The organism is Microvirga sp. GN3 (genome assembly GCF_055792825.1).
This window is the reverse complement of sequence record NZ_JBVVAK010000015.1, coordinates 30,949-51,083: the sequence shown is the minus strand read 5'-3', so window position 1 is coordinate 51,083 and position 20,135 is coordinate 30,949. Positions and strand designations below refer to the sequence as shown.

Annotated in this window: 17 protein-coding genes; 9 read left to right on the top strand and 8 right to left on the bottom strand. The window is 64.8% G+C overall.

Annotated features, from left to right (window positions below; genetic code table 11):
- Nucleotides 1–26 precede the first annotated feature (26 nt).
- Nucleotides 27–1,394, bottom strand: coding sequence for an adenylate/guanylate cyclase domain-containing protein (locus tag ACS5Q1_RS10050; RefSeq protein ID WP_473098021.1), 1,368 nt, complete (start codon nt 1,392–1,394; stop codon nt 27–29).
- A gap of 502 nt (nt 1,395–1,896) precedes the next feature.
- Here ACS5Q1_RS10050 and ACS5Q1_RS10045 point away from each other — a divergent pair.
- Both ACS5Q1_RS10045 and ACS5Q1_RS10040 read left to right on the top strand, forming a co-directional pair.
- On the top strand, nt 1,897–2,550 hold the full coding sequence (locus ACS5Q1_RS10045) for a hypothetical protein (RefSeq protein WP_473098020.1): 654 nt from the start codon (nt 1,897–1,899) through the stop codon (nt 2,548–2,550).
- 92 nt (nt 2,551–2,642) lie between these two features.
- The gene (locus ACS5Q1_RS10040; RefSeq protein WP_473098019.1) at nt 2,643–3,002 is read left to right on the top strand and encodes an HdeA/HdeB family chaperone; all 360 of its coding nucleotides are present in this window, start codon (nt 2,643–2,645) and stop codon (nt 3,000–3,002) included.
- Between the two features lie 145 nt (nt 3,003–3,147).
- Here ACS5Q1_RS10040 and ACS5Q1_RS10035 read toward each other — a convergent pair whose 3' ends face one another.
- On the bottom strand, nt 3,148–3,450 hold the full coding sequence (locus ACS5Q1_RS10035; RefSeq protein ID WP_473098018.1) for a hypothetical protein: 303 nt from the start codon (nt 3,448–3,450) through the stop codon (nt 3,148–3,150).
- An 85-nt stretch (nt 3,451–3,535) separates the two neighbouring features.
- Here ACS5Q1_RS10035 and ACS5Q1_RS10030 point away from each other — a divergent pair, with 85 nt between their 5' ends.
- The 4 genes from ACS5Q1_RS10030 (at nt 3,536) to ACS5Q1_RS10015 (ending at nt 8,363) form a co-directional block, all read left to right on the top strand.
- Nucleotides 3,536–5,371 carry an adenylate cyclase gene (locus tag ACS5Q1_RS10030; RefSeq protein WP_473098017.1) on the top strand — a complete coding sequence of 612 codons (1,836 nt, stop codon included), beginning with the start codon at nt 3,536–3,538 and terminating at the stop codon, nt 5,369–5,371.
- A 206-nt stretch (nt 5,372–5,577) separates the two neighbouring features.
- The gene (locus tag ACS5Q1_RS10025; RefSeq protein ID WP_473098072.1) at nt 5,578–7,017 is read left to right on the top strand and encodes a DUF1254 domain-containing protein; all 1,440 of its coding nucleotides are present in this window, start codon (nt 5,578–5,580) and stop codon (nt 7,015–7,017) included.
- Between the two features lie 54 nt (nt 7,018–7,071).
- Nucleotides 7,072–7,359, top strand: a complete 288-nt coding sequence (locus ACS5Q1_RS10020; protein WP_473098016.1) for a hypothetical protein — start codon at nt 7,072–7,074, stop codon at nt 7,357–7,359.
- A gap of 98 nt (nt 7,360–7,457) precedes the next feature.
- Complete coding sequence (locus ACS5Q1_RS10015) at nt 7,458–8,363, top strand: hypothetical protein (RefSeq protein WP_473098015.1); 906 nt, start codon at nt 7,458–7,460, stop codon at nt 8,361–8,363.
- A 1,509-nt stretch (nt 8,364–9,872) separates the two neighbouring features.
- On the opposite strand, the gene ACS5Q1_RS10010 is transcribed toward ACS5Q1_RS10015, so the two are convergent.
- From ACS5Q1_RS10010 to ACS5Q1_RS09995, 4 genes are all read right to left on the bottom strand, one after another.
- On the bottom strand, nt 9,873–10,454 hold the full coding sequence (locus ACS5Q1_RS10010; protein ID WP_473098014.1) for an adenylate kinase: 582 nt from the start codon (nt 10,452–10,454) through the stop codon (nt 9,873–9,875).
- Between the two features lie 160 nt (nt 10,455–10,614).
- Nucleotides 10,615–12,144 (bottom strand): malonate--CoA ligase, encoded by a 1,530-nt coding sequence (locus ACS5Q1_RS10005; RefSeq protein WP_473098013.1) that lies wholly within the window; start codon nt 12,142–12,144, stop codon nt 10,615–10,617.
- A gap of 62 nt (nt 12,145–12,206) precedes the next feature.
- A complete protein-coding gene (locus tag ACS5Q1_RS10000; protein WP_473098071.1) occupies nt 12,207–13,583 on the bottom strand; it encodes a malonyl-CoA decarboxylase in 1,377 nt (458 codons plus the stop codon).
- 52 nt (nt 13,584–13,635) lie between these two features.
- Nucleotides 13,636–15,018: an SLC13 family permease gene (locus tag ACS5Q1_RS09995; protein WP_473098012.1), complete on the bottom strand. Its 1,383-nt coding sequence runs from the start codon at nt 15,016–15,018 to the stop codon at nt 13,636–13,638.
- A 208-nt stretch (nt 15,019–15,226) separates the two neighbouring features.
- Between ACS5Q1_RS09995 and ACS5Q1_RS09990 the strand changes: the two genes are divergently transcribed.
- Both ACS5Q1_RS09990 and ACS5Q1_RS09985 read left to right on the top strand, forming a co-directional pair.
- Complete coding sequence (locus ACS5Q1_RS09990) at nt 15,227–15,874, top strand: GntR family transcriptional regulator (RefSeq protein WP_099516063.1); 648 nt, start codon at nt 15,227–15,229, stop codon at nt 15,872–15,874.
- Nucleotides 15,875–15,955: 81 nt separating this feature from the next.
- Entirely contained in the window at nt 15,956–17,152 is a 1,197-nt protein-coding gene (locus ACS5Q1_RS09985; RefSeq protein WP_473098011.1) for an MFS transporter, read from the top strand.
- 98 nt (nt 17,153–17,250) lie between these two features.
- Here the strand turns inward: ACS5Q1_RS09985 and ACS5Q1_RS09980 are convergent, their stop codons facing one another.
- Both ACS5Q1_RS09980 and ACS5Q1_RS09975 read right to left on the bottom strand, forming a co-directional pair.
- Nucleotides 17,251–18,303, bottom strand: a complete 1,053-nt coding sequence (locus ACS5Q1_RS09980) for an AbrB family transcriptional regulator (RefSeq protein WP_473098010.1) — start codon at nt 18,301–18,303, stop codon at nt 17,251–17,253.
- A 157-nt stretch (nt 18,304–18,460) separates the two neighbouring features.
- Nucleotides 18,461–19,429, bottom strand: coding sequence for an isocitrate lyase/PEP mutase family protein (locus tag ACS5Q1_RS09975; protein ID WP_473098009.1), 969 nt, complete (start codon nt 19,427–19,429; stop codon nt 18,461–18,463).
- Nucleotides 19,430–19,651: 222 nt separating this feature from the next.
- Between ACS5Q1_RS09975 and ACS5Q1_RS09970 the strand changes: the two genes are divergently transcribed.
- Nucleotides 19,652–20,131, top strand: coding sequence for a tripartite tricarboxylate transporter TctB family protein (locus ACS5Q1_RS09970; protein WP_473098008.1), 480 nt, complete (start codon nt 19,652–19,654; stop codon nt 20,129–20,131).
- The last annotated feature ends 4 nt before the right edge of the window (nt 20,132–20,135 follow it).

Genomic DNA, 20,135 nt, shown 5'->3' with positions numbered 1-20,135 from the left:
GTTGGGGAAGCGTGGGCCTGATGAAGTCAGCCATGAGCGCCACCGCTTTCCGCCCCAGACCTTTGCTCATGCAGGCTTGCGAGGACCAGGTCGGAGGGAACGAGCATTCGCACCGTCCCTGATCGGCCCCTCGGAGCCTCACGGCCGACTTCCTGCCATCCGCCGGCCTCGCCGGCGCGAACGACCGTGGCCTCGGTGGCCACCAGGGACATGCCGAACCGCTTCGTCATCTGCTCGATGCGGGCGGCCACGTTCACCACGTCACCCAGGACCGTGAACTCCAGCCGTTCCTGCGCTCCCAGCACCCCGCAGAACGCCTCGCCGGTGTGAAGGCCGATGCCGACCCGCACGGGCGGGTCGAAGCGGCGCTTGGCATTCCAGCGCGCGACGAGCCTGATGATCTCCCGGGCGCACAAGATGGCGCGCCGGGCATCATCCGGTTCTGGATGCGGGATGCCGAAGATCAGGAGCGCTCCGTCTCCCATGAACTTGTCGACCACCCCGCCATGGGTCTGCGCCGCCTGCATTACCCGGCGGCGGAAGGACGAGATGAAGACCGACAGCCGCGCCGGGTCCATGTGCTCGGCCAGGGCGGTCGAGCCGCGAAGGTCGACGAACACGGCGGTGATCTCCTGGCGCCGCCCCCGCCGCCAGACCTCCAGGTTGCCGCCCTCCATGAGGGGCGCGATCTCGGCGGGCAGGAACCGTGCGATGCTTGCGCGCTCGCTGGCCTCCGTCACGGCGCGATGAAGCAGGCGGCGGGCCCGCAGCATGACCAGTGCGGTCGTCGCGCCCGCGAGCGCCAGCATGACGGCCCGGACCAGGTTGGACGGCAGTGAGAGTAGGTCCGAGGCCACGGGGTTCGCCGCGAACGCCGATGCATCGGCGGGCGGCAGGAAGATGCTGCCGTGGAATGCGACGACGACAAGACCCAGTCCGGCGATCATGATGCCCGTGGCCCAGAGCTGGACGCCCGGACGATATCGCAGCGCCCCAACGGCCAGGATGAGCGGGGTGGCCCACAAGGCCGGAGCGATCACGATCCAGTTTGCCCCGAGCTGGTTCTCGTGGAGCGTTGCAGCGACGGTCAGCACGACGATGATCGCGTCCCCTGCCGTCAAGGCGGGCGCCATCCAGGGCGCGTATGCCCCGGTCCGCACGAGGACGAGCGACACGATGCCGAGCGCAAGGAGGGCACCGATGGCGAGCGCTCCCAAGCCAAGGCGTGCCCAGATCTCCGCATACCCGGCCGCGGCGGCAAGGCGGCCAGATACCAGCAGACTCGCGACCAAGACCGCCGCGAGTACGATCCGGACCCATCCCGCGGTGCGCTCCGCCTCGAGTTCCGCCTCCTTCAGGAGAGGTATGACCGCAATCGTGCCGATGTGGTCCATGTCACGTCCTGCCTTCGGCGAAAGTGCGGATCGGATGTCTCACCAGGATGCGATCCCCGTCCGGTTCGTGGTGTGTACTCTCATGGGAACCTCCTAGGCATTCCGATCAAGCGTCGCCTCGAGTTCGGCGACGAGACTCCTCACCAGCTCCCGGTATTCGGCGCAGCGTGTGCCGGGTTCGGGCAGCGCAGGTGCGCCGTCCCACGACGGACATCATCGGTGGAGTGGCTGCGGAACGGAAGTATCTTACTGTAGGTGCATTCCGAACAGCCCTGCGGGGACATCTTCCGGACGCCCTCGATCTCGGCGCTTACCTCGATCGCCACGCCGTAAACTACACGATGCTACAGGCGGGCCATCGCGTTCGCTTGCTAACGTCATGGCCAGATACGCCACGGGCGGCCTGCGGCAGTCCCCGATCCGCGAAGTGCCGCCTTGCAACATGGCGTGTCCGGGGACTGACGTCCGTGGTCGGCTCGAAGTCCGCACAGGAGGGATCACTATGAAGAGAGCATCATCGCCAGCCATTCGGGTGACCGCCGTCCTGACCTTCCTGTGCGCTGGCGCGCAGGCCCAGGATGCTATCCGGCAACCGGGTCAGAAGCAGATCGGCAAGGTGAAGCCGGAGGTCGAGCCGGCGCTGATCGTCATGAATTCCGCAGGAGCGAGGCTCGAGGGAAACAAGCTCGTTCTCGTGGGTGTCGCTCCGAATTCCATCATCTTCGCCGACCGTCCCGTGCGGGCGGCGGGCCACACCCTGACGGCCCACCTCCTCGAGGAATGGGCCGTCGGCTCCGACAGCTTCGCCAAGGACCCGCCGAACGCGACCGTGTCGGTGTTCGACAAGGCCGGATCCTCGGTGAGGGATGCGGTCGTCACCCTGAAGAACCCGAAGGTGGAAGGCAGCCAAATCGCCTTTGACGTGGCGGTGCTGGAAGGCGACCTGGGCAATGCCGACGGGCCCGCCTCGGTGTTCATCGACATCATTGGCATGCCGTTCACGCCACTGTCGTTCGCCGGCATGGCCCGCCGGACCGCCTATCGGGGTGCGTTCTACGCCGGAGCGGCCGCCGCGGCGGCCGGTGCCTACGGCTACTACCATCCGTACGCACCGCCTCCCTACGCTTACCCGCCCTATCCCTATCGCCCCTACTAGGGACGGCAAGGCGTCGGCCGCCCGGCAGCCGCCGCCGAACGGATCCGGTCCGGGTTCACCTTCCGCCCATCACCGTCAAAGGAGACTGCCCCGTGAAACGACCCGCCCTCTTCGCCGTCGCGTGCCTTGCGTCCGTCACCGGCGCCGTCGCCCAGAACCCGGCTCCCCTGAGCAGCTACGCCGATGCCGACGGCTTCCTCGACGTTCAGGCGCTCACCTGTGCCCAGCTCGCCGGCACGTACCAGGAGGACGCCGATCTGCTCACGACATGGTACAGCGGCTGGTACAACGGCCTTGCGCAAAAGCACTTCATCAACCTGCCGCGTGCGAAGGAGGCGGAGCACGAGGTCATCGTCTATTGCAAGGCCAATCCGCACGTCAAAGTCATCGCGGCGATTGGGCTTGTCTTCGACAGGATGCGGAAGGAGAGAGGGATCGTCCTGTCGAAATGACGCGCAAGCCGATGACCTTCAGGCGGGCCGATGCCCGCCTTTATTTTTTGTGTGCCTTGCCAGACGGTTCGTCCACGGCCCGCAGCCCTGATTCGGACCGCCGTAAAGCGCCCGGCAGGCAATTGCGCGCCTTCGCATGGGCCTCCTACTTGTTGCGGTCCAACTCGGCCTCGATCTCGGCCGCGAGATCCCGCACCAACTCCTGGTACTCAGCGCAGCGCGCCTCCCTCACGGGTGAGGACGATCGTTCCCAGTGCACGAGGGCTGCCTGCGCCGCGGCGAAATCCTCGCAGAGCGACTGGAAGCCTTCGTCCGTCCTCGCCAGTTCCTCGATGGCATGTCCCCGGTCCGGGAAGCGGGCGATGGCGGCCTGGACGGCGTGCTGCATGGCGTAACCCCGTTGCCGGGTTCGGGCGGCGCGGATGCGCCGTCCCACGGTTTCCAGCATCGACCCATACCGCACGCGCGGGGAGTATGTTACGGTAGGTTACAGGAAGAGGCGTCTCGTGCGCCCGCGGATGACGGACCGATCCATGCTCGGTGGAAGCGACGGCACTGTCGGTGCCTTGCCGCAGGCGCAGTCGTCGCCTGCGGCGGAGGACGTGCGCGCCCAGCTCGAGATTCTCCTCGCCAGCCCCGACCTCGACGCGCCCGCGCGGGCGCGCAGGTTCCTGCGCTATGTCGTCGAGGAGACGCTCGCCGGCCGCGCCGAGCGCATCAAGGCCTATGCCATCGGCACCGAGGTGTTCGAGCGCAGTGCGGACTTCGATGCCCAGAGCGACCCGGTCGTGCGCATCGAGGCCGGACGGCTGCGCCGGGCGCTGGAGCGCTACTATCTCTCCGATGGCCTGTCGGACCCGGTGGTCATCACCATCCCCAAGGGGGCCTACGTCCCGCACTTCGCCTGGCGCACGCCGCAGGCCGCGGAAGCCCATCCTGCCCCGGCCGCTGCGGCGCCCGGGCCTCCCGTCGATTCGCCGCCACGGCGCTGGACGCCCTGGCTCGCCGCGATTCCCGTCGCGGTCGCCTGCCTTGCCTTCCTTGCCGGGCTTGTCCTGTGGGGCCCGTGGCGCGACGGCGCGTCCCGCACGCCGCAGGCATCGGCCCCATTTCCTCCCGGCGGGCCGACCCTCGTCGTGATGCCGTTTACGGCCCTGGGCGAGCCTTCGGCGGCCAGGACCTACGCGGACGGCCTGACCGAGGAGGTCCTGAGCCAGTTCGCCCGCTTCAAGGAGATCACCGTCCTCGGGCGGGAAACGTCGCGCCGCATTCCGCCGGGTGCGGATGCCGCCCGCATCCGCCGTGACCTCGGCGTCCGCTACGTGCTCGAGGGCAGCGTCCGGGCCGCGGTGCACCGCCTGCGCATCACGGGTCGGCTCCTCGATGCGGAGACCGGCGCCGTCCTGTGGTCGCAGACCTACGACGAGGATTTGCAGGACCGTGACCTCTTCACGATCCAGGACGACGTCGCGCGCAAGGTCGCCACCGCGGTGGCGCAGCCCTACGGCATCATCCAACGGGCTTACCAGACCCGGACCGGCGCCCGCCCGCCCGACGACCTGGAAGCCTATGGCTGCACGCTCCGGTTCTACGATTACCGGGCCGCGCTGTCGGAGGAGAGCCATGCCGCGATCCGGACCTGCCTGGAGCGAGCCGTGGCGCTCCACCCGGATTATGCGACCGCCTGGGCGATGCTGTCCGTCCTGTATCTCGACGAGGATCGGTTCGGGTTCAATCCGCGGACCGGGCTCGCCGCGGCGATCCAACGCTCGCTCGAGGCCGCCCGCCGCGCGATCCGCCTCGATCCGGAGAACGTGCGGTCGCTCCAGGCCCTGATGATGGCGCTGTTCTTCGCCCAGCAGCCCGACGAGGCGCTGGAGGTCGGCGAGCGGGCGGTGGCGCTGAACCCGAACGACACCGAGCTGCTCGGCGAGTTCGGGACTCGTCTGGGCCAGGCGGGAGCCTGGCCGCGCGGCGCCGAGCTGCTGGAGCAGGCGCTCGCCCGCAACCCGGGCCATTCCGGTTACTACAGCGGCACGCTGGCGGTCTACGCCTACATGCAGCACGACTACGCCCGCGCTGAAAGCCTGATCCGGCAGGCGGCGCTGGAGAAGTTCCCCCTCTACCACTTCGTCGCCGCCGTCATCTACGCCCAGCTCGGCAAGGCGCCGGAAGCCGCCGAGGCCCGTGACCAGTTCCTCCGCATGCGCCCGACCATCTTCGAGCGCTGGGATGACGAGATGGCCAAGCGGAACTACCGGCCGGAGGATGCGGCCCATTTCGCCGAGGGAGCGCGCAAGGCCGGCTTCCCGGTGCCGGCCCGGACGGCCGCGGAAGCGGCGCTACAGGGATCGCCGCCCCAGCGCTGACCATCGCCACCACCACGTAAACTACACGATGCTACAGGCGCGAATCCTCCGCCGTTGCTAGCGTCCGGGCAGTGAGCATGGCGACCCCGGGGACTTCACTCACGGGTACCGTTGGGGCGAGGAGCCGCAGGTCAGGACCGTCCGCCGTGCCGGGTAAGTGTCGCGCAGTTCCCAGAACCCACACGCAACGGAGATTTGTCATGACGATGAAACTGACCCGCCGCCAGGCGACGATCGGTGCCTTGAGCCTGCTCGCCGGGACCACGATGAGTACCGTCAGTGAGGCTCACCTGGGCGAGCTGTTGGGCATCGACGAGGGGCTCGAGGAGTTCTGGCTGGCAACCGACGCCTACATCTACGGCTACCCGCTGGTCACCATGGAAATGACGCGCCGGGTCATCACCAACGTGGCCGCCCCGGAGGGCACCCGGGCGCCGATGGGCCAGATCATCAAGCTCCGGCACTATCCCGATGCCGCGTTCCGCGACGTGACCGCGCCCAACGCCGACACGCTCTACACGACCGCGTTCTTCGACGTCGGCCGGGAACCCTGGGTGTTGAGCCTGCCGGACATGAAGGACCGCTACTATCTCATGCCGATGCTGGACGGCTGGACGACGGTGTTCCAGGTTCCCGGCAAGCGCACCACGGGCACCGGCGCCCAGACCTATGCCATCACCGGGCCCGGCTGGACCGGCACGCTGCCGGCGGGCGTCAAGGAGTACAAGTCGCCCACCAACATCGTCTGGCTGCTCGGCCGCATCTACTGCACCGGCACGCCGGAGGATTATGCCGAGGTGCACGCGCTCCAGGACCAGGTCAAGCTGACGCCGCTCAGCGCCTACGGCAAGCCGTACACGCCGCCCGCCGGCAAGGTCGATCCCTCAATCGACATGAAGACCGCCGTGCGCGACCAGGTGAACCGCATGGACGCGGTGGCGTACTTCACCCTACTGGCAGAGCTGATGAAGACGAATCCGCCAGCGGCGGCCGATGCTCCCGCCCTTGCGAAGTTTGCCCGGATCGGGCTCGTCCCCGGTCAGGACTTCGACGCCAGCAAGCTCCGTGCCGACTTCGTCAAGCGCATCCCGGAGATCGCCAACGACCGGATCATGATCCAGTTCAAGATCAACAAGGACGTCCACGACATTGACGGCTGGGGCTTCACGACGAAGACCGGCATCTACGGCACCGACTACCTGATGCGGGCTCTCATCACGGCGATCGGCCTCGGGGCCAACCGCCCGCAGGACGCGGTCTATCCGACCTCGCAGAAGGACGGCGACGGCCGGGCCTATGACGGGGCCAACAAGTACGTCATGCGCTTTGCCAAGGGCCAGTTGCCGCCGGTCGAGGGCTTCTGGTCGCTGACGATGTACGACGGCGGCTACTTCTTCGTGCCCAACCCGATCAACCGCTACTCGATCAGCGCGCGCCAAGACCTGAAGGCCAATCCGGACGGCTCGGTCGACCTCTACATCCAGAAGGACTCGCCGGGACCGGACAAGGAGTCGAACTGGCTGCCCGCCCCGGCCGGCAAGTTCATCCTCATGCTGCGGATGTACTGGCCGGACGAAAGCAATCCCTCGATCATCGACGGCACGTGGACGATACCGCCGGTCAGGAAGGTCAGCGATCGGGCGTAGCCGCGCGCGATGCGCGTCGAGGAGTCGTACCGTTCATGCCTACAGGAGGAATCGATGATGGGAAGCTTGCTGACATTCTCCGTCCTCTCCCTGGCCACGACGGCGGCCATGGCACAGGTCGGGCCGCCGACGTCGCAGCGGACCTGCGGTGCCAACCGCCAGCTCGTGCTGAGGGAAGGCGCGGTCGTCCTCGACACCGGACCCTCCACCTATGCCCGCTTCGTCAGGAGCGGCGCGGAATGCACGGTCGACCAGTTCCCCGAGCCGGCATGGGTTCCGAGCTCCAACAACCCGCAGTGTTTCATCGGCTATCGGTGCAGGGACGGGTCAGACGATTCCTGATGACACCGGATCGATCCGTCCCCAGGATCGCGGATGACCCACACCTGCGATTCTGGGGACGGCAGCGGCCGTCAAGACACAGGCCCTGGAGGACGATCATGCAGACCGGCGCCTTGGGATTTCGCTGTGCCGTGCTCGCGTCGCTTGGCGTGATGCTCGGGACGGCAGGAGCCGCATGGGCCGCAGACTTGGGGGCTCCTCCTCCATCGCCCGTCATCGAGGCGCCGCCTCCCATGCCGCCCTCGTGGAGCTTCCGCTTCGTGCCCTATGGCTGGCTCACGGCATTGAACGGCACCCAGACCGTGCGCGGGCGCTCGGTGAAGGTTGACGCGAGCTTCGTGGACATCGTCGAGAAGAGCGACACGCTCGTGGCTCTGATGGGCGACTTCGAGGCCCGCAACGGGCCGTTCGCCCTGTTGGGCAACGTGGTCTGGAGCAAGATCGGTGTCGAGCGCGGCAACGTCAGGAGCCGTGCCCTGGCCCCCGGCGTGACAGGAACCCTCGGCACGTCCCTCGGTTTCGACATCGAGATGGCCATCGCCGAGGTCGGCGCCGCCTACGAGGTCGCCCGCTTCGGCCCGCTGGCGTTCGACGTCCTCGGCGGGGCCCGGTACTGGTACCAGGAGGCCGATCTCTCGCTCGATGTCACGGCCGCGGTCGACGTCGGCGATTTGCAGATCGCGGGGGCGCGGGCGTTCGCCCGCTCCGGGTCCGTCGACTGGCTCGATCCCGTGATCGGGGCGCGCCTGCGCTATACGGTGGCGCCGGGGCACGAGCTCCTCCTGCGCGGCGACATCGGCGGCTTTGGCGTTGGCAGCGACTTTTCCTGGCAGGCCCTCGGCGCCTACGGGTTCGAGCTCGGCACCTATCAGGGCATCTCGTTCTCTGGCGTGATCGGCTATCGCGCGCTCTATGTCGACTATGTCCAGGGCGAAGGTCGCCAGCGCTACGAATTCGGCATGCTCCAGCACGGCCCGGTATTAGGCATCAGCGCCCGCTTCTGATCAGTGGCAGATCGCACGCGCCGGTGACTTGGCATGATGCGGAAGATCTGGAGTGGGTCAAACTCGGTAGTAGCACGGGTCCGAACGAAGGTCCGCTCATCCCAGCAGTGCGGAAGTATGGCTAAGGTTGGCTTCGTGCCATTTCACGACGTTCGGAAGTTATCAGCGTCCAATCCTAGGCGGCTCGTTGAGACCTGATGAGTACCTTGGTCGATGTTCGGCGCGACTGGGTTGCGGAGCACGCTGCGTTTTGTGTGGGCGCGGGAGCCCTTCCGGTGCTTGTTGTCCCCGGGTGCGGAAGTTTGACTCGAACCCGGGGGTATGCTGACTCGAATTGGCGAAAACCCTGACTCTCCGAGGCGTACACTTTATAGCTGCGTCATCTGCCAGGGGATTCGAGCCATCCCAGACCAAGGATTCGCCCAAGGCCTTGCCCTCCGTGACGGAAGGCGGGCCTTTTCTCGTATGGAGGCCAGCGATTGCGTTGGAATCCTTGGAGTGTGTCTGGCGGGAACCGAAGCATCGCCACGCCGTGAATCCTTCGCCTGCATCCGCGGAGCGTCACGCTCGATGAAGGGTGCGTTACCGATGCCGGATGCGGCGTCCGAAGATGCGTGCCCGCGATAGCCTGTTCGCAGGAACCCACGCAGGGTGATATGCCCTGCGCCCGACGGGCCATCTCCCCACGCGGACGTTGGCGGACATTCCGATCGGCGGCGCGCAATACCGTCAGATCGACCGCCCGGTCCAGGAGATCAACGGATTGGCCGAGATCCTGACCGGGGACGCGACGTATCACTATCGGGATACACACTCCAGCCGGAGGATCAGACCTGAGCACGACAACGGATAGCCGATTGGACCACCGGCGATCGACGGCGCTCCAAGGTCGGATCGCCGCCTTGAACGTGATCCGGACGGGACCTGTGTCAGCGGTGGAACGCCCAATTTCCGTGTTGCCGGACAGGCCCCCCGGCGGCCGCGTTGTCCGGACGCGGGACATACCCACTGACGAGGAGGTCCGCCTCTGCCGTACGGGCCGCGACCAAAGGGGTCCATAGGCCGTAGCTTCCGCTGATACGGGAGTGATTTTTCCGCTGGCTGAGCTGGGTTGACGTGCGTCGTAGATTGGCCAACGAATGACCGAGGAGGGCAATGATCGTCAAGGAACGAACTCCTTACTAGGATGGGTTGATCCCTGAGCGTTTCCTCCTCCCATATGGCTATTCGGCCGACGGTTCAGAACGGTGAAAGCTGCATGTTGGTCATGCAGTCGGCACATGGTCGCATGAACGTTCGCTCGATTTCCTCCCCCGGAGATGCCCAGGCTGGTGGAAGCAAGCCAGCCATCAAGCGCTGCCTCCAGATCTGACCATGCCCGTCAACCAGCGCTACGGTCTCGCCGCTTTCCGAACGCTTCCGAGTGGGTTCATCGTGCTCTGTTCAAAATGCGGTACCGGAGCCGCTCCGTGCCGCATCTTCTCATTGCCGATTTCCGAGAGAGGAATTCTAGCAGTTGAGCAACGGAAAAATCTGCCGAGTTACATCATCCCTTGGCTGCAAGCCATCAACGGTCCTCAGGGAGCCTTTGTTCGCATAGTAAGCGGACAAGGGTGCGGACTGCTTCCGATAGGCATCGAACCGGGTCCGGAAGGTCTCGGCATTGTCGTCATTCCGAATGGGCATGCCTCCCGTCTCCGCTTCCCGCGCACGTCCCAGTATCCGGGCCAGGAGAGCATCCTCGTCCACCTTGAATTCGATGACCGCATCGAGTTCGAGGCCGCTTCCTGCCAGCAAGGCGTCGAGCGCCCCGGCCTGCGCAACCGTGCGGGGAAACCCGTCGAGAATGAAGCCCCGCTTGGCATCGGGTTTCCCGATCCGGTCGGAGATGATCTCAACCACCAACTCATCCGACACGAGATCGCCGCGATCCATCGTTTCCTTGGCCTTGAGACCCACCGGAATTCCAGCGAGGACGGCAGCGCGAAGCATGTCGCCTGTCGACAACGGCGGAATCCCGAACCGTTCGGCCAGCCTCGCTGCCTGCGTTCCCTTCCCAGCCCCCGGTGGCCCCAACAGGACAATTCTCATCGACATCTCCCTTGCGTGCTTGAACCTATTCGTCTGGGCCGCCCAACTCCCACAGCCACTGAAACAGTCCAGGCTCACCATTCTTCCGCTTAGACACGCGGTATTCTTTCCGAGCGGTGAGGTCATTCGGACCCTAAGAGGAGGTTCTCGGCACTTCCGCCTATGAGGATTGCGCCGATCCCGCATAGAGGCCAGAGAACGTCTCACGCAGGACGTTCTTCTGAACCTTGCCCATGGTGTTGCGCGGCAGATCATCGACAAAGACCACGCGCTTGGGTAGCTTGAACTTCGCCAGGCGGTCCTCAAGCGCCGCCAGGATCGCCTTCTCGTCGACCTCTGCCTCCTTGGAGCGGACGATCACGGCCGTCACCCCCTCGCCGAAGTCCTTGTGCGGGACGCCGATCACCGCACTTTCGAACACTCCGGGGATGGCATCGATCTCGTCCTCGATCTCCTTCGGATACACGTTGAAGCCACCGGTGATCACAAGATCCTTGCCTCGCCCGAGGATGTGCACGTAGCCGCGCTCATCGATCTTGCCGAGATCGCCCGTGATGAAGAAGCCATCCGGGCGGAACTCGGCAGCCGTCTTCTCCGGCATGCGCCAGTAGCCCTTGAACACGTTCGGGCCTTTGACCTCGATCATGCCGATCTCGTTCGTCGCCAGTTCCTCGCCGTTGTCCGGGTTGGTGATGCGGGCCGAAACGCCGGGCAGCGGCAGACCGACAGCGCCCGGCACCCGGTCGCCGTCATAGGGATTGGAGGTGTTCATGTTCGTCTCAGTCATGCCGTAGCGCTCGAGGATGGCATGGCCGGTGCGGGCGCTCCACTCGCGGTGGGTCTCCGCCAGTAGAGGAGCCGAGCCTGACACGAACAGGCGCATACCGGACGTTGTCTCCTTGCTGAGGCCCGGATGCTGCAACAGGCGGACGTAGAAGGTCGGTACCCCCATCAGGGCCGTGGCACGGGACATCAGCCCAAGGATCTCGTCGGCGTCGAACTTCGACAGGAAGATCATCGACGCGCCGGAGAACAGGGTGACGTTGCTCGCCACGAACAGCCCGTGGGTGTGGTAGATCGGCAGGGCATGGATCAGCACGTCGTCCGCTGTGAAGCGCCAGACCTCCTTCAGGGTCAGCGCATTGGAGACGAGATTGTCGTGGGTGAGCATGGCGCCCTTGGAGCGGCCGGTCGTGCCCGAGGTGTAGAGGATCGCGGCCAGGTCGTCGCCAGCCCGCGGCACCGTCTCGAACACGTCAGAGGCATTGGCTGTGGCTTCCGTAAGGGATCCCTGCCCTTTTGCGTCGAGCGTTTCGACAGATGCCCCGACCTTTGCAGCGAGCTGCTCAACCCCTTCCCGCTTGCCGGGATCGCAGACCACCAGTGAGGGCTCCGCGTCGCCAATGAAGTACTCCAGCTCCGCGAGGGTATAGGCGGTGTTGAGCGGAAGATAGACAGCGCCCGCTCGGACGGTCGCAAGATACAGGACCAAGGCAGGCACCGACTTCTCGACTTGGACCGCGACCCGGTCGCCGGGTTTGACCCCGCGGGCGGCGAGCACGTTGGCCAGCCGGCCCGACAGGGCGATCAGGTCGGCGTAGCTGACGGTTTCCCCGGCTGGTGTGGTGATGGCAGTGCTGGTGAGGTCGGCAATCGAGCGTTCGAGCCGATCAAACAGGTTGGCGTTCATGGCAATGGCTCCGAAGCGAGGGTCGATGATCGACCCGAACAAACTGATTGGAAACGTTGCGGTCATGGGTTGGGTACCAGATCGCGGGAAGGCAGATCAGTCCTCAAGGCCTTGCGGACAGCAGGCGACGCAGCGACTACGCCCTTCTCGGCGAAGGCTTCATGGTTCTTCTCGATCTCATCGAGGGCGTAGAGGTAGTTCACCATCAGCCCATGGGACTGCTTCAGGCCTTTGGCCGAGACATCTCCGAGGAAGTTCAGGCGCTCGAGCCGTGCCCCGTTGCCGAGATGGAAGCGGGCGACCGGGTCGATGGGGCGGCCCTTGGGATCCTTGGCCTTCAGGAAGTAATAGGCCGCAGCGGAGAGAAGGACGTCACGAACCTTCTCCACCTTTTCCGGGTCATCGCTCCAGGCTGGCTGATCGAGGATCCCGAGGGTCTCTTTCGATGCAGCATCGAGACAGGCCGACTCCTCCGCCTTGCGCTCACGCTCCAGCCAGCGTGCGAAGCCCGGGACGGGAGAGAGTGTAACGAAGGTCTTCAGGTTTGGCAGCTCGCGCTTGAGGTTCTCCACCACCTGCTTGATCAGGAAGTTGCCGAAGGACACCCCGCCCAGGCCCTTCTGCGTGTTCGAGATCGAGTAGAACACGGCGGTCGTCGCCTCGGACGCAGCAATCGGAGTGCGGCCCAGGTCGAGCAGTGGACCGATAGCGCCGGGGATTTCCCTGGTCAGGGCGACCTCGACGAAGATCAGCGGCTCGTCGACGAGCTGCGGATGGAAGAAGCCGTAGCAGCGGCGGTCCTCCGGCTGGAGGCGGTTGCGCAGGTCGTCCCAGTTCTGGATCGCATGCACCGCCTCATAGCGGATGATCTTCTCCAGGATGTTGGCAGGCGTGGTCCAGTCGATCGGCCGCAGCACTAGGAACCCCCGATTGAACCAGGACGAGAGCAGATGGGAGAAGTCCGCATCGACGCATTTCAATTCCGGGTGCTTGGGCAGGAATTCGAGCAACTCCTCGCGCATGCGCACCAAGGCCGAGGTGCCACCGGGAGCCAGGTTGAGGCGCCGGATCAGCTCCTGCCGCCTGGGTTCCGCCGCGGCATGCAGGCTCTCAAGGGCATCCGTCCCCTGATCCTGACGCACGGCCTCGATGGCGAGCTCGATGCGGCGGCGATCGGGTCCGAAGCGGTCGGCGAGGGCCTGGAGGAAGGCCAGACGATCGGCCGGATCCGCTGCCGTGTAGGTGGCCAACAAGGTCTGTGCGAGTGCTACACCTGAAGCCTCGCCCCTGCGTGAGATCAGCATCTCACCCACGGCCGGCAGAGCGTCCTTGGCGACGATCTCCTGCCCCGCTTTCTGGCCGAGCAGGGAGCGCCCCCGCTCGGTCAGCGTGTCTATCAGGTCGCTCAGGAATGCAGGCGCCGCCTCCAGTCCAACCATCGATCGGGTCAGCTTCACGTTCATCTCCTTCATCCACATCAGACGATTAGCTTCACAGCACGACGAACAGGAGCCAGACGACGACCGGTGCGATCACGGTCACGGCGGCGCCATAGGCCAGGAGCTTGCGGAAGAACGCCTCCCGGTCAACGCCCTGGGCATTGGCCAAAACAAGGGCACCATTGGTCGAGAAGGGGCTCACATCGACGATGGTCGACGCGACAGCCATAGCGGCAATGAAGCCGATCGGGCTGACGCCGGTTCCCGATTGCAGGAATGGAACGGCAAGAGGGATGAGGGATCCGAGCACCGCCGTCGAGGAGGCGAAGGCGGAGACGACCGCGCCGATGAAGCACAGGAGCAGGGCAGCCAGCACCGGGGATGCCAGGCCCGCCACGCTGTCGCCGACGAAGGAGATGGTGCCCATCTTCTCGAGCACGACGACGTAGGTGCTGACGCCGGTAATCAGCATGATCTCAGGCCATGCGACCTGGCCCATCGCGCGCTTTTGCAGAGTTGGCGCCATCAAGGACAAGCCTAAGCCAATGGTGATTGCGACAAAGCCGATGTCGAGATTGAAGGCCAGGACCAGAACTGCAAGCGCGACAAGGCCAAGCAGCGTAACGATCTGGTACAGACCACCCTCGGGCATTTCCGACTCCTCGACTGAACTCTCCATGATCGAGCGGCTTGGCTTCTGTCCGGTTTCGAGCCGGATCTCCTCGCTAAGGGCCTCCGCTTCGGAATCGCCGAAGATTTGCGGGCCTGATTGCGGAATCGCAATCTGGACGGGAAGGATACTGGTTGTAGCCGGCGATACGTCCCTCGCCTGGAGGAGCTTGCGCCCCCCGAGCGCGAAGAAGAGCAGGACGGCGACGGCGAGATTGACGCCGAAGCTCGCCAGGAAGGTCGTGATCTCGCTGAGCGGAAGCCCGGCCTTGGCGACAATTCGGTTGGTGATGCCGCCGTAGATGCTGATCGGCGAGAAGCCGCCGGCCTGCGCACCATGGATGACCATCAAACCCATCAGCAGCGGAGAGATGCTGTATTTTAACGCGAACCCGAGCGCGACCGGGGCGATGATGGCGACGGCGCCTGGACTGACCGCGCCGACAGACGTCAAGACGGCGGAGATCCCGAACATGATCCACGGGATAGCGGCAATCCTGCCCCGCACAGCCTTAACGGCCAGCCGAACGAGCCAGTCGATTGTGCCGTTATTCTGGGCGATGGCGAAGAGGAAAGTGATGCCAACCAGGGTCAGGAACAGGCCACCGGGAAAGCCGGCTATGATGGCGCTGGTGGTCTGGCCCGCCACCAAGGTTCCGACCAGGAAGGCGCCGACGAAGGCCAGCACGCCCATGTTGATCGGCAGGATCGTGGCGACCACGAACATCGCAACGAGAGCGTAGATCGAGATTAGCTGTGGTGACATGGCACCCGCTCCTCTGTTTCCTCTCCTCTGCGTCGGGCGGACGAGCGTCCTCAGATCACTCGCGGGGATTGCGCAGGTGGATCCCTCGTTTTCCTTGCAACAGGTTCTTGCACCTCTTTGCATTAGGTGTCAACTGTCTTGTATACAAGAAAGAACTTGAAAGATTACTCGTACCCGTTCTAGGATGTTTTCGAGCAGGACGAGTACGATGAGACGCGCTCAAGCCTTACGCGACGCCCTTGAGCAGGACATTGTTACGGGCAAGTTCCGCCCCGGAGACCGGCTGGACGAGCAGAGCCTGGCCGCTCGGTTCGAGGTTTCGCGGACGCCGATCAGGGAGGCCCTGATGCAGCTTGCCTCGACCGGACTGGTGGAATTGCAGGCGCGACGGGGCGCGTTCGTTGCGTCCCTAAGCTTCAAGGACGTCGTCGAGCGGTTCGAGGTGATGGCGGGCCTCGAGGGCATGTGCGGGGCGCTGGCGGCGCGTCGGATCACCGAGCCCATGCAGCGGGAGCTCGAGAAGGCGCACGAGGATTGCGCCCGGGAGGCATCGCAGGAGAACGCGGATGCCTACTACTATGCCAACGAGCGCTTCCACCACGTCATCTACGAGGCCTGCCAGAACGCGTTCCTGGCGGAGCAGGCGCAACAGCTCCATGCCCGCCTCAAGCCCTATCGCAGGCTTCAGCTCCGGGCCCGCAGCCGCGTGGCGAATTCACTGGCGGAGCACCAAGGCATCGTCGATGCGATCCGTGCCGGGGACAGCGCCCTCGCCGAGCGGCTTCTCCGGGAGCACATCCTGATCCAGGGCGAGCGCCTCGCCGACTTCATCGCGAGCTTTGATCGCGCGGCCTAGTCGTCGGGCGACCCGGAGCGAGTTCCGGCAGGGTCAAGCCGCCGCGGAGTGTCGCACACGAAACTGACGAGGACTCCAAGAATGTCGCCTGACCTGCTTTCCCGCCGCACCATTGCCTTCGTCAACATCGCGCATGCGCTCGACCATTTCGTCCTTCTGATCTACCCGACAGCCGTGATCGCCATCGCGGCGGAGCGACACCTGTCTTATGCCAGCCTCATCGGCCTCGCGACGGGCGCCTTCGTGGCCTTCGGCCTGTTCTCATTGCCAATGGGTTGGCTTGCGGATCGCATGGGACGCCGAAACCTGCTGGCGATCTTCTTCGCCGGCTGCGGAATCGCATGCCTGGGGCTGTCGACGGCGAACGCGCCGGTCATGTTCGGCATCTGGCTCTTCGTGCTCGGAGTGTTCTCCGCGATCTATCATCCGATCGGCTCGACGATGCTGGTAAGCCACACAAGTCAACTCGGACGGGATCTCGGGATCAATGGGGTGTGGGGCAATCTCGGTGCGGCCTTCGCTTCAGGAGTGACGGCCCTTCTGGCCGCAAGCCTCGGGTGGCGCGCTGCCTTCATTCTTCCCGGACTCGTTTGCCTCCTTGCCGGCATCGCCTTTGTCCGCCTGGTCCCCGGTGACGGAGACAGTCATGGCAAGTCCGGCAACACTCATGCCGTGATCCCCGTCGTACGCCCGATGACGCTCTTCCTGCTGTTCGCAGCGGCGATCGTGGCGGGCGGCATGACCTTCAACATCACGACGATCGCACTCCCCAAGATCATCGACGAGCGTGCCGGGGCCTCCCTGCCACTTGTCCTGATCGGATCCCTGGCTACGCTCGTGTTTGTCTTCGGGGCGCTGACGCAGCTCCTGATGGGACGCCTGGTCGACCGATACACGCTGCCAAGGATTTTCGTCGGGCTGTCGATCCTGCAACCGCTCGGTCTTGGGCTCGCTGCCATGACGAGCGGAGTTGCCATGCTTGCCGGCTTGGTCCTGGCCATGGCAGCGATTTACGGGCAGGTGGTCGTCAACGATGCAATGGTCGCGCGTTACGTCCCAGCCCAATACAGGGCCAGGGCATTCAGTGTCCGTTACTTCCTCGGATTCACGACGAGCGGCTTGGCCGTCCCGCTCATCGCGCTCCTTCACGGGATGAGCGGGTTCACCCTTGTCCTGAGCGCGGCAGCCACCTTTGGAACGATCATCTTCCTCTGCTCTCTCGGATTCCTTCTTGCCGCGCAGCCGTCCTCAAAGCCAACCAGCCTGCCAGTTGGCTGATACCGTGTGATGACCTCGGGCGGTGCTGAGGATCAGCGCGCCGAACCAGAATCCTGCGCGATGTGCGACTTCCGATCGCCAAGGTCCTCTTGCGTCCATCAACCCTTGTGCATTCCGCGATAGAGCGCCGGCGCCGCAGCGACGAGGAAGATGGACCGGAAGACGTGACAGCAGACGACGAACGCGACCTCGATGCCCATAGCAAAGGCGACGATGGTCATTTCGGCGATGCCACCAGGGGCGAAGGCGAGAAGAAGGGCCGGCACGGACGCATCGACAAATGTCGAGCACAGGGCGGCCGCAGCGAGGGCCGCCAGCAGCATGATCGCCGTCCACGCAAGGCCCTGGACTACGGAGGTGCGCACCTCGTGCCACTGGACACCGGCGAAGCGGGAGCCTGCGACGCAGCCGATGACCACCTGCACGAGTGCGACGAGCCAGGATGGCGGAGGAAGTTGCGTCAGGCCCGTGCCATGCACGAGCGCGCTCAGGATCAACGGCACGACCATGACACCGCCGACCATCTTGAGAGGGAGGCCGATGACGTAGCCAAGGCCGGCGCAACCCAACAGGGCCAACCAGTCGAGCGCGGAAAGCACCTCCGATGCGTGAACGGATTCCATCTTTCCGCCCCCCTCCAGATCGAAGAGAAGGCGAACGGCGAACGGCACCAGGAAGACGACCGTGATGATCCTGGTGGAATGAATAAGAACGAGTTGGCGGATATTCCCGCCATACTGCGCCCCAAGCAGCGTCAGCTCACTCAGTCCGCCGGGTGTCGAGGCGAAGAAGGCCGTTGTCTTGTCGAAGCCGCAAAAGCGGGTGAAGAAGGCCCGGCCAGCCAGCGTGATGAGCACGAGGAACGCGACCAGCGGAAGGACCGCCTCCCACCAATGCACCATCGAGCGGGCTACCTCAGCGGTGAAGGCGCTTCCGGCCATGACCCCGATGACGGGTCGGGCGGCACTGCGGGCGGCACCCGGCAACTTCCAGTCAAGTCCAGCCATGGCGATGACGGCAGCGGCTGTCAGAGACCCAAGTGTCCACGGCAGAGGGAAGCCCAGTTCCCTGAACAGGAATCCCCCCGCGCATCCGGAGACAAAACCGAGGATGGCCCGGGCCGTGGTGCTGCTGGCAAGTTCGCTCAACATCCCAGGACGACCTCTTCCCGACTTGGACAGCTTCGGAGGGTGAAGCGCCCGTAAACCGCTCTCCCCCACCGAGAGAAAGCGGTGCTCGAACCGGCCGACTGCCCGGCCATTCCAATCATGTGCCCCACGTCAAGACGACGCGGTTCCCGCAAAGCCGTCATGTTCGCGGGTCGTATTCCGCGATCGACGTGTCGTACTTCGCCATTGCCTCGGCGGGCAGGAAGGCGCGCTCAATCTCCACCACGGCAGGAAACCCGGTCAGGCTCAGATAGCCCAAGGTCGAGCGGCCCGTCGCCGTGTCCGATGCCATGAAGTCATTGAACGCATCCGCACCGCGGTGCCTGCAATCGTCCAGGAAGCGCTCCATCATGATCTGCGCGACCTTGGCGACCGAGATGTTGTAGGTCGCGACTCCCATTTCGGCATACTCGGCATGTGTGAGCAACGGTCGCACGGCGCCGGCATTGATGTAGATGGGCGTGCCTGGAAATGCCTCCATGACCCTGCGCATCTCCTCACGGGTCTGGAGTGCCACGACCATCAGCATATCGACGCCGGCTGTCAGATAGGCGTCGCAGCGCCGAAGCACTTCATCGACACTTCCACCGACGGCGGCCCTGGAGTCGGTGCGGGCGATGACGACCACATCGGGATCGAGTTTGTCGCGTTCGGCCACGGCAGCGCGGTACTTGCCGACGGCCTCGGGAATCGAGACCACCTCAACCCCGGCCGTGAAGCCGCAGCGCTTCGGGAAGACCTGATCCTCCAGGAAGAAACCCGCCACGCCGGCCGTGATGAACTCGTGCACGGCCCGGGTGGTGTTGATGACATTCCCGAAGCCTGTCTCGCAATCCGCGACCACCGGGATCGAGACGGACTGGCAGATGCGCCGGAGATTATCGACCGCTTCCGTCAGCGTCATCAGGCCGGCATCCGGAAGGCCGAGGATCGTCGCGGCAGCTTGCGATCCCGAGTGGAAGAACAACCGGAAGCCGGCCGCCTCCGTCAACTGGGCGTGATGCGGCGTTGCGCCGGAGATCGCGCAAATCGGGTGGGCCTCTTCTCGAAGCTGCCGCCGCAGTTCCGCGCTCATTCGGCCTTCGACGACCTTGGGCCTGAGATGCATGGACGAACTCCCTCACGTTTAACGACCGCCGTGGTCTGGCACCAAGAAACTCAAGGTGAGGTTATATGTCAACAGATTACTCGATTTCTGCGTCATTTATGCCCGTTTTCACGGATAGGTTCGATAATGTGTTGACAATTATGCTCGCTTCGATAGTTTCCCGGCAAACGTCGGCATGACCTCAACGACCGGCACGAATCAAGAATGGTGAGAGGGAGAACAATGTCGGCACATCGACTACCTGGGACTCTATTCGGCTCTGCCGTCGTCGCGCTCGGCGTGGCAGTCGTCGTCGCCTCGCAACAGATCAAGACCGGCTTTGCCTACGACGTCGTCGGACCGGCCATGTTCTCCAACCTGATCGGCATCGGCCTCACCCTGTCCGGCATCGTGAGCATCATCAGCACGAGGCGTGCCTCGCTCGAAGACCTGCCCGATCAGCCGAAGCTCAACCTTTGGCCCGTGGGACTGATCTCGGCAGCGCTGTTGCTGGAGGCCGCCCTGATCTCGCGCCTTGGCTGGATCCCGGTCGTGGCGACCGTGTTCGTGGCGGGCACCTACGCGTTCGGCGATCGCCGCATCCTATCGAATGCGATCATCGGCCTCGTCCTCGCCACCGTGATCCTGCTGGTCTTCACTCTCGGCCTCGGGATCGATCTGCCGCTCGGGCCGCTGGAACCACTCTTCCAGCGCGACCAATGATGGG

Coding starts and splice junctions, on each gene's coding strand:
- ACS5Q1_RS10050 (WP_473098021.1), bottom strand. CDS start 1,394: ATGGACCACATCGGCACGATTGCGGTCATACCTCTCCTGAAGGAGGCG.
- ACS5Q1_RS10045 (WP_473098020.1), top strand. CDS start 1,897: ATGAAGAGAGCATCATCGCCAGCCATTCGGGTGACCGCCGTCCTGACC.
- ACS5Q1_RS10035 (WP_473098018.1), bottom strand. CDS start 3,450: ATGCTGGAAACCGTGGGACGGCGCATCCGCGCCGCCCGAACCCGGCAA.
- ACS5Q1_RS10030 (WP_473098017.1), top strand. CDS start 3,536: ATGCTCGGTGGAAGCGACGGCACTGTCGGTGCCTTGCCGCAGGCGCAG.
- ACS5Q1_RS10025 (WP_473098072.1), top strand. CDS start 5,578: ATGAAACTGACCCGCCGCCAGGCGACGATCGGTGCCTTGAGCCTGCTC.
- ACS5Q1_RS10020 (WP_473098016.1), top strand. CDS start 7,072: ATGATGGGAAGCTTGCTGACATTCTCCGTCCTCTCCCTGGCCACGACG.
- ACS5Q1_RS10015 (WP_473098015.1), top strand. CDS start 7,458: ATGCAGACCGGCGCCTTGGGATTTCGCTGTGCCGTGCTCGCGTCGCTT.
- ACS5Q1_RS10010 (WP_473098014.1), bottom strand. CDS start 10,454: ATGAGAATTGTCCTGTTGGGGCCACCGGGGGCTGGGAAGGGAACGCAG.
- ACS5Q1_RS10005 (WP_473098013.1), bottom strand. CDS start 12,144: ATGAACGCCAACCTGTTTGATCGGCTCGAACGCTCGATTGCCGACCTC.
- ACS5Q1_RS10000 (WP_473098071.1), bottom strand. CDS start 13,583: ATGGTTGGACTGGAGGCGGCGCCTGCATTCCTGAGCGACCTGATAGAC.
- ACS5Q1_RS09995 (WP_473098012.1), bottom strand. CDS start 15,018: ATGTCACCACAGCTAATCTCGATCTACGCTCTCGTTGCGATGTTCGTG.
- ACS5Q1_RS09990 (WP_099516063.1), top strand. CDS start 15,227: ATGAGACGCGCTCAAGCCTTACGCGACGCCCTTGAGCAGGACATTGTT.
- ACS5Q1_RS09985 (WP_473098011.1), top strand. CDS start 15,956: ATGTCGCCTGACCTGCTTTCCCGCCGCACCATTGCCTTCGTCAACATC.
- ACS5Q1_RS09980 (WP_473098010.1), bottom strand. CDS start 18,303: ATGTTGAGCGAACTTGCCAGCAGCACCACGGCCCGGGCCATCCTCGGT.
- ACS5Q1_RS09975 (WP_473098009.1), bottom strand. CDS start 19,429: ATGCATCTCAGGCCCAAGGTCGTCGAAGGCCGAATGAGCGCGGAACTG.
- ACS5Q1_RS09970 (WP_473098008.1), top strand. CDS start 19,652: ATGTCGGCACATCGACTACCTGGGACTCTATTCGGCTCTGCCGTCGTC.